Source organism: Noviherbaspirillum cavernae (assembly GCF_003590875.1).
In the GTDB taxonomy this organism is placed as follows: Bacteria; Pseudomonadota; Gammaproteobacteria; order Burkholderiales; family Burkholderiaceae_D; genus Noviherbaspirillum; species Noviherbaspirillum cavernae.
Genome location: NZ_QYUN01000002.1, coordinates 2,615,964 through 2,630,522 on the forward strand (window position 1 = coordinate 2,615,964; position 14,559 = coordinate 2,630,522).

13 protein-coding genes are annotated in these 14,559 nt (G+C 59.2%); 3 read left to right on the forward strand and 10 right to left on the reverse strand.

Annotation, left to right across the window (positions count from 1 at the left end):
* Positions 1-373: 373 nt before the first annotated feature.
* A complete protein-coding gene (locus D3870_RS12265; RefSeq protein WP_119739471.1) occupies positions 374-1,126 on the forward strand; it encodes a helix-turn-helix transcriptional regulator in 753 nt (250 codons plus the stop codon).
* 453 nt (positions 1,127-1,579) lie between these two features.
* Here the strand turns inward: D3870_RS12265 and D3870_RS12270 are convergent, their stop codons facing one another.
* Positions 1,580-2,479 (reverse strand): helix-turn-helix domain-containing protein, encoded by a 900-nt coding sequence (locus D3870_RS12270; RefSeq protein WP_119739473.1) that lies wholly within the window; start codon positions 2,477-2,479, stop codon positions 1,580-1,582.
* Positions 2,480-2,669: 190 nt separating this feature from the next.
* On the opposite strand from D3870_RS12270, the gene pobA reads away from it, so the two are divergent.
* Positions 2,670-3,851, forward strand: a complete 1,182-nt coding sequence (pobA, locus tag D3870_RS12275) for a 4-hydroxybenzoate 3-monooxygenase (protein WP_119739474.1) — start codon at positions 2,670-2,672, stop codon at positions 3,849-3,851.
* Between the two features lie 223 nt (positions 3,852-4,074).
* Positions 4,075-5,208, forward strand: a complete 1,134-nt coding sequence (locus D3870_RS12280; protein WP_242490070.1) for an ABC transporter substrate-binding protein — start codon at positions 4,075-4,077, stop codon at positions 5,206-5,208.
* Between the two features lie 271 nt (positions 5,209-5,479).
* On the opposite strand, the gene D3870_RS12285 is transcribed toward D3870_RS12280, so the two are convergent.
* The 9 genes from D3870_RS12285 to D3870_RS12325 all read right to left on the reverse strand — a co-directional run bounded on the left by D3870_RS12285 (position 5,480) and on the right by D3870_RS12325 (position 14,405).
* Entirely contained in the window at positions 5,480-6,028 is a 549-nt protein-coding gene (locus tag D3870_RS12285; RefSeq protein ID WP_119739478.1) for a YdeI/OmpD-associated family protein, read from the reverse strand.
* A gap of 77 nt (positions 6,029-6,105) precedes the next feature.
* Positions 6,106-7,968: an ATP-dependent nuclease gene (locus D3870_RS12290; RefSeq protein ID WP_119739480.1), complete on the reverse strand. Its 1,863-nt coding sequence runs from the start codon at positions 7,966-7,968 to the stop codon at positions 6,106-6,108.
* A 299-nt stretch (positions 7,969-8,267) separates the two neighbouring features.
* On the reverse strand, positions 8,268-8,972 hold the full coding sequence (locus D3870_RS12295) for an ABC transporter ATP-binding protein (RefSeq protein WP_119739482.1): 705 nt from the start codon (positions 8,970-8,972) through the stop codon (positions 8,268-8,270).
* Entirely contained in the window at positions 8,965-9,732 is a 768-nt protein-coding gene (locus D3870_RS12300) for an ABC transporter ATP-binding protein (protein WP_119739484.1), read from the reverse strand. Before D3870_RS12300 ends, D3870_RS12295 begins: the two co-directional genes overlap by 8 nt.
* Positions 9,729-10,739 carry a branched-chain amino acid ABC transporter permease gene (locus tag D3870_RS12305; RefSeq protein WP_119739486.1) on the reverse strand — a complete coding sequence of 337 codons (1,011 nt, stop codon included), beginning with the start codon at positions 10,737-10,739 and terminating at the stop codon, positions 9,729-9,731. Before D3870_RS12305 ends, D3870_RS12300 begins: the two co-directional genes overlap by 4 nt.
* 23 nt (positions 10,740-10,762) lie before the next feature.
* Positions 10,763-11,626, reverse strand: a complete 864-nt coding sequence (locus D3870_RS12310; RefSeq protein WP_199710628.1) for a branched-chain amino acid ABC transporter permease — start codon at positions 11,624-11,626, stop codon at positions 10,763-10,765.
* Between the two features lie 211 nt (positions 11,627-11,837).
* Positions 11,838-12,230: a 4-carboxymuconolactone decarboxylase gene (gene pcaC, locus D3870_RS12315; RefSeq protein WP_119739490.1), complete on the reverse strand. Its 393-nt coding sequence runs from the start codon at positions 12,228-12,230 to the stop codon at positions 11,838-11,840.
* 1 nt (position 12,231) lies between these two features.
* Complete coding sequence (pcaD, locus tag D3870_RS12320; RefSeq protein ID WP_119739492.1) at positions 12,232-13,017, reverse strand: 3-oxoadipate enol-lactonase; 786 nt, start codon at positions 13,015-13,017, stop codon at positions 12,232-12,234.
* A gap of 5 nt (positions 13,018-13,022) precedes the next feature.
* Positions 13,023-14,405 (reverse strand): 3-carboxy-cis,cis-muconate cycloisomerase, encoded by a 1,383-nt coding sequence (locus D3870_RS12325; RefSeq protein WP_119739494.1) that lies wholly within the window; start codon positions 14,403-14,405, stop codon positions 13,023-13,025.
* Positions 14,406-14,559 lie beyond the last annotated feature (154 nt).

Genomic DNA, 14,559 nt, shown 5'->3' on the forward strand with positions numbered 1-14,559 from the left:
GCATCGAACTGTGCGTCTGGATCAATCTCCTTTCCGAAATGGCAACGCCTCGGCGTTTTGATTCTTCAATACTTGTCATTTCTCCAGCCAATCACAATTCACCGACAAATAACAACTGCAAGTCGCGCGCGAATCGACAAAGATAGCGACCTTTGCTGCATCGCAACGACATGCTGGCAACCCCACATATCGGATGAACAACCTCCATCAAACATGTCGTCATTGCTCACATGCAGAGGCATGCTTTTTCACTACTGTTGCCTACAGGTTACAAGAGTATTTGCTTTGGAAAAATAGATGAATTCATGCATTGCTGCTGCACAACTTCTCGCCGACTCTCGGCTGCACACATCAACGTTTCACTGGTAGCACAATGGAAAGTTACAAGTTGTTAGCCTTGGTACAAAGCGGTCACGCAATCGAGACATTGGAAGAATTCAAGGCGTGGGTCAGCGGCCCCCTAAAGGATTATTTTCCGCATGACATGATGCTATGCGCACAGGGCCACATGATGTCTGACGAGATCCACATCAAGCATCTGATCGCGATCAACTATCCGGAGCATTTCGTTTCCCATCTGGCCAAGAGCATGACCTTGAGCGTGAAGGACCGCATCGTCCTTCAACGATGGCTGCTCGAATCGAGAGCGCAAATCGTCGACACGCCGGACGCAATCAGCAAATTATCGAAACTGGAGCAGGCGGAGTTTGCGATGCTCGGCCGCACCAACATGGCGGTATACGGATGCATCGATATCACGGGCCAGGCCGGGAGCTATTTCTCCTTTTCGAACATTCCGGGCTCGCTGACCGAATCACACCGCTGCCAGCTTGAATTGATCGTGCCCTACCTGCACCAGCTCCTGATTCGCATCCACCATCAGCAGCGAAAAAAATCGGACCTGCCCAGGAGCGCGTCGATCAGGCTGACAGAAAGGGAAACCCAGATCCTGCAGCTGATGGCAGCGGGCATGTCGAATCGCGCGATCGCCGAAATGCTGTCGCGCAGCGAATTGACGATACAAAACCATGTCCATGCGATCCTGAAAAAAATGGGCGTCCCCAATCGCGCCGCCGCGGTCGGGGCGATCCCGAGCATCAGCGAAATCAGCGCGCCATACTCTTGACGGAACGGCGCGAATGATTTGAGGTTCACCCTCGGTGACGGCAAGGTGTCTTGCCGTTCCTCATGCGTTGATAACGCGGCCCATTCCGAGATTTTCCTTGCTGCATAAACCGGCATCTTCCGCTGGCGAATGGGGGAGCCAATCCCGTCACCAAGGAACGTGTGATCGATGCCAGGCAAGGTCGGTGTGGAGTCCTTCTCGTTGCGGTTGGATAGCGCCGGCAATAACGTCCGAGGTCAGCGCGTAAGCAAGTTTCCATACGAACGATTGGGGCTCAACCTGTTTGCATCGACTCCGTTCGAGTTGCGAAGCATCATTTGCGACTAACTCAATGGGACTGGTGAATCCATCGTCGTCTCAATTACTGATTTTTATGTAATCAACGATCCGCCATCGCCATGTGCATCATGGTCTTCCTGTCAGTGCCCTGTCGGGGGTTCCATGCCATGAATGCTACGTCCCCTGCTCGAACAAGGTCTTTGCCTGCGCCCGGAAATCCTTCGGCGACATGCCGGTCTGCCGCTTGAAGAATCGCGTAAAGTAGGCCGGATCGGAAAACCCCAGCGCATCGGACACCTCGCTGATCGTCATCGCCGTGTAGACCAGATTCCGCTTGGCCTCCAGCAGCACGCGCTCGTGGATGATGTCCAGCGCGGACTGGTTCGCCGCATTGCGGCACAGCACGTTCAGATGCGCGGCGGTAATGCCGATTTTTTCCGCATAGCCGGCAACCGGATGGTGCCTGGCATACCCCTCCTCCACCAGCTGACAGAATGCCGCGAAGTGCCGGTCGCCCTTGCCCGTCGTGCGCGGCTGATCGGCATGGACCGCCGGCAAACGTCTCAGCATCCAGATCAGGATCGTGCCAAGCAGCGACTCGATCAGCAGATTGCGATATGGCGCATTGCGTTTGTACTCGCTGTCGATCAGGCTGAAGGCAAGCCTGACCTGCTCGCTTTCCTCGTCGCCGTCGAGCCGATGCATGCGCGGCATGCCGAGGGCCGCCACGCGGTCGCCGAGCTGGCGGCTGATCTTCTCCAGCAAGGGATAGGCCACCGTCACGACATGCCCGCCTGCATTGTGGGCAAAGTGGAAGCCGTGAATGCACATTTGCGGCACTGCAAGAACTTCTCCAGCGCCCATGTTTTCCTCGCGCTCGTCCAGCCTGATGCGGGCGGTGCCGTCGCGCAGGTACAGCAGCTGGAAGAGGCCGTGGTGCTGGTGCGGCTTGATCTGCCAATCGTGCAATTTGCTGCGCGCGGCGATCGTTTCGCAGTGCATCATTTCCGGCATCAGCCATTGCTCGTCCTCGCCGTACAGCTTGTAGATCGGGACTCCTTGAACCTGCGGCATCGCACCCTCTTGTGAAAGAACCGGATTCTCATGGTATCAGACGATTCTGAAAACCTTCGAAAAGTGCAAATTTTTGAAATAAAAATCCATTCCAAAATTGTCTTTCCAGGCACAACATGGCGGACAGTGCACCGCGTAATATGTATGGGACATAAGGCGGTGCGTATCAATGCATACAAGGAGACATGCAATGAAAACCCAGGTCGCCATCATCGGTGCCGGTCCGTCCGGCCTTCTGCTGTCCCAGCTCTTGCATCTGCAGGGCATCGACACCGTTCTGCTCGAGGCGAAATCCCCCGACTACGTGCTCGGTCGCATCCGCGCCGGCGTGCTGGAGCAAGGCACGGTCGAGCTTATCCGCGAAGCGAAGGCGAACGAGCGCATGGATCGCATCGGCCATGTGCATGATGGTTTCTCGCTGTCATTCAACGGCAAGCAGGAACGCATCGATCTGAAGGGACTCACCGGCGGCAAGACGGTGATGGTCTACGGCCAGACCGAGGTCACGCGCGACCTGATGAATGCGCGCGCCGCCGAAGGTGCCGTCAGCATCTATGAAGCGAAGGATGTGCAGCTGCATGATTTCTATTCTGACAAGCCGCGCGTCACTTTCGTCAAGGATGGCGAAACGATCGAGCTGGAGTGCGACTACATCGCTGGCTGCGACGGCTTCCACGGCGTGTCGCGCCAATCCGTGCCGAAGGATGCCATCAAGACCTTCGAACGCGTCTACCCCTTCGGCTGGCTCGGCATCCTGTCGGAAACGCCGCCGGTCTCGCATGAGCTGATCTATGCCAATCATGAACGCGGCTTTGCGCTGTGCAGCATGCGTTCCGATGTGTTGAGCCGCTACTACGTGCAATGCCCGATCGAGGACAAGGTCGAGTCGTGGTCCGACGAGCGCTTCTGGGACGAGCTGAAGGCGCGCCTGCCGGACGACGCCGCTGCCTCGCTCGTCACCGGCCCCTCGATTGAAAAGAGCATTGCCCCCTTGCGCAGCTTCGTCGCGGAGCCGATGAAATTCGGCCGCCTGTTCCTGGTCGGCGACGCCGCGCATATCGTGCCGCCGACCGGCGCGAAGGGCTTGAACCTCGCCGCCAGCGATGTGCACAACCTGTACCATGTGCTGCGCAAGGCCTACCACGACGGGCGCACCGACCTGCTCGACCAGTATTCCGAACTCTGCCTGCGCCGCATCTGGAAGGCCGAGCGCTTCTCGTGGTGGATGACTTCCGTGCTGCACAAGTTTTCCGACGACGCCTTCACTCAGCGTATCCAGCTCGCGGAGCTGGATTACTATACGAGCTCGGTGGCAGGACGCACGACGATCGCGGAGAATTACGTGGGCCTGCCTTACGAGCGGATCGAATAGGCTGCAGTATCGGGTTTGCATGAATTACACAAACCGTTCGTTAATCGCACCGTCCGCTGATTATCGAACCCCGATCCGCTATGATGACCGCCATGGGCGGCGTGTCCTGCTGCACCATTTGGCAGAAACGCGGCATCGATCGCACAAGACATCAATCAACAGGTCACCTCCAGGAGAGACAATGAAACTCATGAAGAAATTAACCGTCCTCGCAGCACTCGGCATGGCGGGCATCCTACCGCTGGCCGCTCATGCGCAAGAAACGATCAAGATCGGCCTGGTCGCGCCCTTCTCCGGACCCTTCGCCGACTACGGCAAGCAGATGGAAGGCGGCATCAAGGCCTACATGAAGCAGCACGGCGACAAGGTCGCCGGCAAGAAGATCGAAATCATCATGAAGGACACCACCGGCCCGGTGCCGGAAGTCGCCAAGCGCCTCGCGCAGGAACTCGTGGTACGCGACAAGGTGGACTTCCTCGCCGGCTTCGGTCTGACGCCTGAAGCACTGGCCGTCGCGCCGATCGCGGAACAAGCCAAGAAGCCGATGATCATCATGAACGCGGCCACTTCCGTCATCACCACCAAGTCGAACTACATCGCCCGCGTGTCGATGACCCTGCCGCAGATTTCGGCACCGATGGCGACATGGGCGTTGAAGACCGGCATGAAGCGCGTCGTCACGCTGGTGGCCGACTACGGCCCCGGTATCGACGCTGAAACTGCATTCAAGACCAACTTCGTGGGCGGCGGCGGCCAGATCGTCGAATCGATCCGCGTCCCGCTGAAGAATCCGGAATTCTCGCCGTTCATCCAGCGCATCAAGGATGCCAAGCCGGAAGCCGTGTTCATCTTCGTGCCGGCCGGCGAACAAAGCATCGCCTTCATGAAGGGCTATCGCGAGCGCGGTCTGGCCGAGGCCGGCATCAAGGTCATCGCCACCGGCGACCTGACCGACGACCACGTGCTGCCGGCCATGGGCGACGCGGTGCTGGGCGTGATCACCTCGTTCCACTACTCCGCCGCGCACAACTCGCCAGAGAACAAGGCCTTCCTGAAGAGCTTCGCCGAAGCCAACCCGCAAGGCGGCCGTCCGAACTTCATGGCGGTAGCCGCCTATGACGGCATGCATGCGATCTACGAAGTGTCGAAGAAGCTGAACGGCAAGATCGACGGCGACAAGGCAATGGCCGTGCTGAAAGGCATGAAGATCAACAGCCCGCGCGGCCCGCTGACCATCGATCCGGCAACACGCGACGCAGTGCAGACCGTGTATATCCGCCGCGTCGAGAAGGTCAACGGCGAGCCGTATAACATCGAGTTCGACAAGTTCGTGGATGTGAAGGATCCGGGCAAGTAATTCCCGAAGAGGGAGCGGCTCATTGCAAGAGCCACCTTCAGGCGAAGGGAGAAAGAGAAGCGGCATGCTCATAAAGGGCATGCCGTTTTTTTTATCGTTGTCGGAGGATGTTGGCAGTGGCTGAGGATGGCTGTTCGGGGCGCTCTGCAGCGCGTGTCCTGCCTACTCCTGCGAACGGTCTCTGCACAGCCGAAGCTCAGCCGACGGCAAACCGCGTAGCGAGTTGATGGTCGGCTGCAGCGCTTTGTTGGGCGTATACGACTCCATGCCGCTAGTCCGCTGCCTGAGGTGCGCTGAGGCTCTTGCTATAGAAGCCCGATTGATCAAAGCAGCAGACACGCTTCTTGCCCGAAGAAAGCATGTCGCAGGCGTTTTCCACCCGCTGTTTTCGAGTCTTGGCCTGCTTCGCAGATTCAATCCAGTGGACCCAATCGACACGTGCGATGGTCGTGGTGTCCTCCCAGGCAGCCTTGGCTGCCGGAGAGACAGCGAGAGCTTCCTGCAGATCATCCGGCAGCTGCGGTTCCGGCTCTGGATTGGCCGGTGAAATTTGGATCGCAACCATTTCGCCAATGTTCGCGCAGGCAGCCTCACGCAGTCCCTTGCTCACCTTGAGCCAATGGCTTAACTGACCATCCGGTTCAAGCGTGGCTTGAAAGAGGTACCCGTTGATGGTGCCCTCGACCGACGTCCTGCCACGCCTTGGCAACGTGTCACTTGCGCTTTTTGGCAGAACAAGAAAAGCCCATGAATCATCGTTACCCGGTTTTGTCGGGCGAAGCAGCTTTGATTCGAATGTAGACACGTCAGCTTTTTCCATTTCGAAATTCCTTTGATGTCCAACGTAGAAGTGAGCGGCGCTGAGCCGGTTGGTGAAGCGTCCGCTCGACTGCCGGGTTATGCATTGGTTGCAAGCGCCGAATTAATACATTTCAGAACGTCATCGTCCTTTCCAATTTCTACAGGAAAACCTTGGACGCTGAGAATCTTGCTCTCAATCGAAACAACGAGCTTTTCTCCTTTAATAGCCAGCGAAAATAATTTTGATCTCTCACCTAGTATTGATCGGGCTAGCAAGTTGAAGTTGGGTGAGGAGTCGCCGCTCTTGAATCTGGCATGTGCGGGCGCAACCACTGAAAGCAGAAGGTCCCTCAACGCATCCGCCTCACAAATTGCTTCGGCGTTTGAGGCATAGCGAATACATCGCACTACATCAAAATATGCGGAGGAGACATCATCGGCGGTAAACGGAGTGAGGGCGTCGATTTCGCTAACAGCTGCACTTGGTTTACCGATCGAAGTGAAACGATCTGAATTTAGGTAGTAAGACTCAATTGATCCCCTACGCAAAACGAACAGACCGCATTGCTCCAGCAAGTCAAGCAATGCCACAAGTCGATGTTTTATGCTCGCCCAAGCGCTGTCGGTTGCCAACTGCGTTAGTTCATTGTCGGTGCATGTAAATAGCGTACAAAAAGCAGCCCGGCGCTTTGCTTGAGTTTCCTCATCGGCATTCCTATTCACCCAATATGGATGCACCTCGGCGCTGGCGGAAACTTCGCCCCACCGACTATCCACCAATTTGCAGAAATCCGCGAAAATCGCTCCAGACATTTGTTGCGCGGAAGGAAACCCCAATGAGCTAGCGTGCTTATCTGCGTCAGGGTTGTCGATGAGGTAGGAGCTGGCCAGATCAACCCCATCAGCAAATCCATCCGCGTCAGCCAATGCCACTGGAGTCTTTCCTAGCAGCCTCAGCAATTTTGCAACGGCTGGCATTTGCCCCTTGCCGATGACAGGAAGAAGCTGTGATCCGGCGGCTTCGAGATGCATATCTAGCTTGCTCGCTAGGGCACTGCATATGATTACGTCAGAAGGCCCTTCAACAAGTAGAGGACGTTTGGAAAATAGCGACAACTTATGCTCTTGGCCCAGGCGAGCAATTAGACTTTGTACTTTCTTATTTTTTAGCTCACCAGCATCGGCCGGAATCTGAACGGGGTCAGTCATAAGGTCATAACAGAAGACAAGAGATAACAAGTCTTCTGGTCTTTGAATTTGGAGCATTTCCGTTGAGTGCGTCGCAATGATTACGATCTTCTTGTTGGCTCCGGCTGCCGGATGCCCCGAAACACGAAGGATTTCATTCAAAAGAAACGCCTGCAACTGAGGATGCAACGACACCTCGGGTTCATCGAGAAGAAGTGCGCCGACATCATCGTCATACAGAGCCGCAAGTATTCCAACCAATTGCATTAGGCCGGATGCCTCGCGGCCCGAAGAGTATGGTTTGGCTTCTATGTCTAAGCGGGAAAATGAAATTTTTAAGTTCCCACCATCCCAGTCAATAAGAACGTCTCTCTTAAATAGCTTTCTAAGTCGCTCCTGAATTTTTATCAGAATGTCAGCCCGCTCCGCGAGCGTTTGGAAATCCCCATTTAAGGTTTCCATCCGATGTCTGCGAGCAGCATCTCCTTTGCTGCCATAGGTTGCTTCGTCATACATTGGAGAGCCACCACGATGCCCATCGAAGTCTGATCTGAACTGCTCCAACATCCCCATGCGACCAGCTGAGAGGAACCGCACATGCTTACCATTCATGTGCTGGTTAAGACTGTTCTTTAGTCCCCTAAGAATGTGTGTCTTACCAGATCCGTTTGGTCCAAGCAGAACTGTAAGGCCTCGGTTCAAAGTGAACATACGGGTGAAGTTGCCGTTGTGGCTGTTAATTTGCGCTGTCAGTTCTAGAGGGAAATTCACAGGGGATGCCTCTTATGCATAACTCGATTTATACAGCACGACCTGTCCGTATAACACGGCGCCTGCTGTATAACGTGGCACCGACGGAATCGTCAAAAGCCGCGCCGATACTGGTTTTCCCGGCACATCTGGCAATTTTGCACAGTATTAATCAAACGGCAAAAAGCGGCAAGCAATCCGACGCCACGGACATGCGGCGGGGACTTGCTGGATGGCGGCGAAGGCGGGGAAGCGGGAGAGGACGACGACGTGGACCGACCGGTCCACGTGTCATGGAGGGGAAAATCAATCGAAGCGCGTCAGTGCGCGACGGCCACCAGGCGGTCCAGCTTGTCCTTGTCCTGCATCAGACTCTCGCTGTCCGACTCGTGGACGATCTGACCGCGGTCGAGCACGATGGCGCGCTTGGTGATCGAGAGCGCCAGTCGTGCGTGCTGTTCGACGACGATGACGGACATGCCCTTGTCGACGACCAGCTGGCGGATCACGCGCATCAATTCCTGCACGATGATCGGGGCAAGGCCTTCCATCGGTTCGTCCAGCAGCAGCAGCTTCGGGTTGACCATCAGCGCGCGCGCGATCGCGAGCATCTGCTGTTCGCCGCCGGAGAGCTGGTTGCCCATGTTGTTGCGGCGTTCCTGCAGGCGCGGGAAGATTTCATAAATCTTCTTCACGTCCCATTCGCCCGGCCGTGCGACGACGGTCAGGTGCTCCTCGACCGTCAGCGACGGAAACATGAAGCGTTCCTGCGGCACCCAGCCGAGTCCTGCGTGTGCGCGCAGGTAGGTCGGTACGCGCGCGATGTCGCCGCCCTGCCAGCGGATCTTGCCGCCGTGCATGCGGGTCAGGCCCATCAGCGTGACCAGCAGGCTGGTCTTGCCGACGCCGTTGCGTCCGAGCAGGGCGAGGCTGTCGCCTTCCTGCATTGCAAACGAAATTCCTTCGAGGACGACCGATTCACCATAGCCGGCCGTGACGTTGTCCAGCGCGAGCAATTCACTCATGTTCCGCTTCTCCCAGATACACTTCCTTGACCCGCGGGTCGGCTGCAATTTCCGCGGGCGTCCCTTCCGTCAGCACCTTGCCGCCGACCAGCACCGTGATGCGCTCGGCAAAGCGGAACACCAGATTCATGTCGTGCTCGATGAAAACGACGGTCACCTCGCGCGGCAGGCGCGCGATGACGTCGAACAGCTCCGCGCTTTCCGCCGACGGGATGCCCGCGGCGGGTTCGTCCAGCAGCAGCACCTTGGGCTTGGTCGCCAGTGCCAGCGCGATTTCCACCAGACGCTGCTTGCCGTACGGCAGGCTGCGCGTGATGGTGTCGGCGTCGCGCTCCAGCTTGAGCAGCGTGAGCAGCTCCATCGCTTCGTCGATCGTCGCGCTTTCCTGGGCAACGGTCTTGTACCAGACGAATTGCATGCCCTTGCGTTCATTGATCGCCAGCACGACCGATTCCAGCACAGTCAATCCGGCGAACAGCGTATTGATCTGGAACGTGCGGGTCATGCCGAGCTTGACGCGCTTGTGCTGCGGCAGCGCCGTGATGTCTTCGTCGCCGAAGAACACCTTGCCGCTGGTGGGTGCGAAAAAGCCGGTCAGCAGGTTGATGAAGGTGGTCTTGCCCGCGCCGTTCGGCCCGATCAGCGCATGGCGCGCGCCTGGCTGGAACGTCAGGCTGACATCGCTGTTGGCCTTGAACGCGCCCCACTGTTTGGACAGTCCTTCCGTGCGCAATGTAGTGTTCGGCAGTGTCGTGCTCATTTGCGTCCTCCTGCTGCGCGTTGCTTGATATTTTCCACGATGGCGACGACGCCGCCCATGATGCCGCCGCGTGCGAACAGCACGATCACGATCAGCAGCAAACCGATCCAGAATTGCCAGTAAACCGGGTTGAGGCCGGCGATATAGTCCTGCGCAACCATGAACACCGCTGCGCCGATCAGACCGCCGTACAAGCGACCGGTACCGCCGAGCACGAGGATGATGACCAGCTCTGCCGAACGGGAGAAGCCCAGCGAATCCAGGCCGACGAACTGGGTGGTTTGCGCGAGCAATGCACCGGCAATCCCTGCCACCGCCGCACCGAGCGTGAAGACCACGGTCAGACGCTGGTTGACGTTGGCACCGATGGCCGGCATGCGGCGGCCGCCTTCGCGGATGCCGATCAGGCCCAGGCCGAACGGCGAATTCATCACGCGGCGCAGGATGACGAACACGATGAACAGCACGATGCCGCTATAGATGAAGGCCACCTTGCCGTACAGGTCGAACTCGAACACGCCGAAAATCTTGCCCATCACGATGCCCTGCAAGCCATCGACACCGCCGGTGATGAAGGCCGCCTTGTTGGCTGCCTCGAACAGCATCAGGCCGATGCCGAGCGTCACCATCAGGCGCGTCAGATCCTGACCGCGAACGACAAGGAAGCTGGTCAGATAGCCGAACACGGCAGTCACCACGGCCGCGACCAGCAAGCCGGTCAGCGGTTCGGTCCAGCCGTGCACCGCCAGCAAACCGGCGGCGTAGGCACCGAGGCCGAAGAAGGCCGCGTGGCCCAGCGACACGATGCCGGCGTAGCCGAGGATCAGGTCGAGCGACACCGCGAACAGGCCGACGATCATGATCTGGCTGCCCAGCACCAGATAGCCGGAGAACAGGAAGTAGAACGCGATCGGAATCAGCCAGAACAGGATTTCCAGCGGACGCCAGCGGTCGTTCGGCAGGCGGAATTGTGTTGAGTTCGTTTGCACTGGTTTCACCGCGCTCATTGTGGAAGAAATGGTGGTCGGTTTCATGTACGCCTCCCGAGCAGACCAGCCGGGAACAGCAGCAGCAGCACTACCATCAGGCCGTAGATGACGAATGCGCCAATCGACGGCACGTAATATTTGCCGGCGACGTCGAAGATGCCGAGGATCAGCGCGGCAAGCAGCGGTCCCTTGATCGTGCCCGCGCCGCCGACGGCGACCACCAGCAGGAAGTACACCATGTACTTGATCGGGAAAGCCGGATCGAGGCCGAGGATATCGATGCCCAGCCCGCCACCGAGGCCGGCCATGCCGGAGCCCAGTGCGAAGGTGAGGCTGAACACGCGGCTGACGTTGATGCCCAGACCGGCGGACGCAGCCTGGTTGTCCACCGAGGCGCGGATCTGCGCGCCGAAGCGGGTGCGCTCAATCAGGAATCCCAGCGCCAGCGTGATGACGACCACGACGCCGATCATGAACAGGCGGTACGCGCCGACCTCGAGGCCGAACAGCGACACCTGTCCGCGCAGCCACTCGGGCAGTTGCACCGGCTGCTGCTGCGGTCCCCACACATAGGTCGCGGCGGCCATCGCCATGAAGGTCAGGCCGATCGAGAACAGCACCTGGTCGAGATGGCTTGCCTTGTACAGGCGGCGGTACAGCGTGCGTTCCAGCACGAGGCCGGCGATCGCGCTGCCGACGAATGCGATCGGCAGCGATGCCAGGAAGGGAATGCCCATCCTGGTCATCAACATCACGCAGATGTAGCCGCCGAGCATCGCGAACGCGCCGTGCGCGAGGTTGATGAAGTTCATCAGGCCCATCGTGATCGACAGGCCGACGCTGATGAGAAATAACAGGCTGCCGTAGGCAACGCCGTCGAACAATACGCCAATCAAATTACCCATCATGACCACCTTCTTCTGGTACTGGTGAATTTATGCATGATGCTGTCTCCTCCTATCTCGTTACTAATATTGTCCTGCCGGAGCGGGTTGGGCCCGCCCGGCATCTGTCCCGTTACCAATCTCGCTTGAACGCGAGCTTGCGTAGGGCGGGTTCCACCCGCCGAGACCGCCGTATCCCTGTCCCGGCGGGTGGGACCCGCCCTACGCCCTGCTACTTCCCCGCTGCCTCGTCCATCTGCCGGAACACGTCCTGCGCCATATGGAATGCCGAGTTCGCCGCAGGCACACCGCAATAGACGGCGGCCTGCAGCAGCACTTCCTTGATCTCGTCGCGCGACACCCCGTTGTTGGATGCGGCGCGCAAGTGCAGTTTCAATTCCTCTTCGCGGTTCAGCGCCACCATCGCCATGATGGTCAGAAGGCTGCGCGTGTGGCGCGGCAAGCCCGGGCGCGTCCAGATTTCTCCCCACGCGTAGCGCGTGATCAGGTTCTGGAACTCGCTGTTCAATTCGTTCAGATTGGCCTGCGCGCGATCGACGTGCGCGCTGCCCAACACGGCGCGGCGCACTTCCATCCCCTTGGCGTGCCGTTCCTGCTCATCCATCTCATGCTCCTTCTGTCAAGAATCCGACCAGCGTGTCGGTAAATTCGTCGGCAACTTCCCAGTTCGACAGGTGTGCCGCTTCCAGACTCACATAGCGCGCATGCGCGATGCGGTCGGCAACCAGCCTGCTGTCCTGCGGCGGAGTGGCCGCATCGTAGGCACCTGCGATCACCAGCGTCGGCGCGCGCACCGCGAACAGCGACTCGCGCAGGTCCATGTCGCGCACCGCGGCGCAATTGGCAGCGTAGCCGACGGTATGCGTGTGCAGCAGCATCTTGCGCACCAGGTCCACTTCGTTGTGTGCGCTTTTCTGGAATTCCGGCGTGAACCAGCGGTCGATCACCGCCGGCACGATGGCCCCCATGCCTTCGCTGTTGACCTTGGCGATACGGGTATTCCACAGCTCCGGCGGGCCGATCAGCGCGGCGGTATTGCACAGCACCAGCCGGTTGATGCGCGCAGCGCGGTTCGCACCCAGCCACATGCCGATCATGCCGCCCATCGACAGACCGCAGAAATGCGCGCGGTCGATCTGCAAATGATCCATCAGCGCAATGACGTCGTCGCCCAGTTTCGCAATGGTGTAGGGACCGGGTGGCACACTGGATTGTCCGTGGCCGCGCGTGTCGTAGCGCAGCACGCGGAAGCGCTTGCGCAGCGCCGGCATCTGCGGCGCCCACATGTCAAGTTGTGTGCCGAGCGAATTCGACAGGATCAACCACGGGCCCTCTTCGAGTCCGTCGATCTGGTAATGCAGGCGCACATGATGCGTATCGAGAAAGGGCATGATGGTTACCTTTCGGAGCCGCTCTCGCGGCCGTTGTGTCGTTGACGGGATTGGAGAACACGGTCGACGAATGCGCCGGCCTGACCGAGATAAGCGGAGGGATCGAGCAGACGGTCGATGTCCTGTGCCGACAGCTCCGCGCTGATCGCGGAGTCGGATAGCAGCACTTCACGCAGATGCTGACCGGACTGGCTGGCGCGATGGCATGCCTTTTCCACCAGTTGATGCGCGGCCATGCGGCCGATCTTCGCGCCGAGCGCGAGCGTGACCGCCTCGGCCATGATCTGGCCGCCGGTCGCGTCGAGGTTCTTGCGCATGCGCGCGGCATCGACCGCGAGGCCGGACGCGACCTGCGTCATCTGTTGCAGTGCGCCTGCGGTGAGCTGGAAGATTTCCGGCAGGGTGTCCCACTCGGCCTGCCAGCCGCCCAGGGCGCGCTCGTGCTCCTGCACCATGCCCGACAACATCACGGACACCAGCGCGGGCACGCGCACTGCGGCAGTCAGTGCCACCGCAGAACCGACGGGATTGCGCTTGTGCGGCATGGTCGATGAGCCGCCACGCCCTTCCCCTGCGGGTTCGGCGAGTTCAGCCACATCGGTTTGCATGCAGAGCGAAATATCGCGCGCCATCTTGCCGAGCGAGCCTGCCAGCATGCCGAGCGCCGCCGCGACTTCCGTGACGCGGTCGCGTTGCGTGTGCCAAGGCATATCGGGCAAGGCGAGTTGCAATTCCTCCGCCAGGGCTTCGGATACCTGCATGCCTTGCGCGCCGAGGCTGGCCAGCGTGCCAGCCGCGCCGCCGAACTGCAGGACCAGCACGCGCGAACGCAGCGCCGTCAGTCGTTCCTGATGACGCATCACGCCGTCGAGCCAGCCGGCGGCTTTCAAACCGAAGGTGATGGGCAGCGCGTGCTGCATCCAGGTGCGTCCGACCATCGGCGTGTCGCGATGCCGCAGCGCGAGCGCCGCCAGCGCGGCGGCGAGTTGTTCCAGATCGGCGTCGATCAGATCGAGCGCATGGCGCAGCTGCAGCACCAGTCCGGTGTCGATGACGTCCTGGCTGGTCGCGCCCCAGTGCACGTACTTGGCGGCTTCCTTGTCGCCGGCGGCCACCAACGCGGTCAACTGCTTGACCAGCGGGATCGCGAGATTGCCGGCCGATGCGGCGGCGTTGCCGAGCTTCTCGAAGTCGATGCGTGCGGCATCGCATGCAGCGCCGATCGCACCCACTTCCGTCGGGATGACGCCGGCGCGGATTTCGGCGCGGGACAGCGCCGCTTCGAAATCGAGCATGCCCTGCACGCATGCGCGGGCGGAAAACGCCTCCAGCATTGCCGGTGTGGAGGACATCGGGCCGGTGAGACTGGATAGTGGATTGAATGTCATTTGTCTGTTCCGGAAATCAGGCGCACCACATGCAATTCAGACAAACATGCATCATGCTCCCGATCCTTGCAAGAGCGGGAGCATGGAGCACGTCGAACATGCTGCTGACTTCAGACATTGTGACAGATGCCCTGCACATCGTTCATCTGCCCGC

Bases quoted from the DNA above. Each gene is read 5' to 3' on its own strand.
- D3870_RS12280 (WP_242490070.1), top strand. From the start codon at position 4,075: ATGGCGGGCATCCTACCGCTGGCCGCTCATGCGCAAGAAACGATCAAG.
- D3870_RS12270 (WP_119739473.1), bottom strand. From the start codon at position 2,479: ATGCCGCAGGTTCAAGGAGTCCCGATCTACAAGCTGTACGGCGAGGAC.
- D3870_RS12325 (WP_119739494.1), bottom strand. From the start codon at position 14,405: ATGACATTCAATCCACTATCCAGTCTCACCGGCCCGATGTCCTCCACA.
- pcaD (WP_119739492.1), bottom strand. From the start codon at position 13,017: ATGCCCTTTCTCGATACGCATCATGTGCGCCTGCATTACCAGATCGAC.
- D3870_RS12295 (WP_119739482.1), bottom strand. From the start codon at position 8,972: ATGAGTGAATTGCTCGCGCTGGACAACGTCACGGCCGGCTATGGTGAA.
- D3870_RS12310 (WP_199710628.1), bottom strand. From the start codon at position 11,626: ATGGGTAATTTGATTGGCGTATTGTTCGACGGCGTTGCCTACGGCAGC.
- D3870_RS12300 (WP_119739484.1), bottom strand. From the start codon at position 9,732: ATGAGCACGACACTGCCGAACACTACATTGCGCACGGAAGGACTGTCC.
- pcaC (WP_119739490.1), bottom strand. From the start codon at position 12,230: ATGGATGAGCAGGAACGGCACGCCAAGGGGATGGAAGTGCGCCGCGCC.
- pobA (WP_119739474.1), top strand. From the start codon at position 2,670: ATGAAAACCCAGGTCGCCATCATCGGTGCCGGTCCGTCCGGCCTTCTG.
- D3870_RS12305 (WP_119739486.1), bottom strand. From the start codon at position 10,739: ATGAGCGCGGTGAAACCAGTGCAAACGAACTCAACACAATTCCGCCTG.
- D3870_RS12265 (WP_119739471.1), top strand. From the start codon at position 374: ATGGAAAGTTACAAGTTGTTAGCCTTGGTACAAAGCGGTCACGCAATC.
- D3870_RS12285 (WP_119739478.1), bottom strand. From the start codon at position 6,028: ATGGAAAAAGCTGACGTGTCTACATTCGAATCAAAGCTGCTTCGCCCG.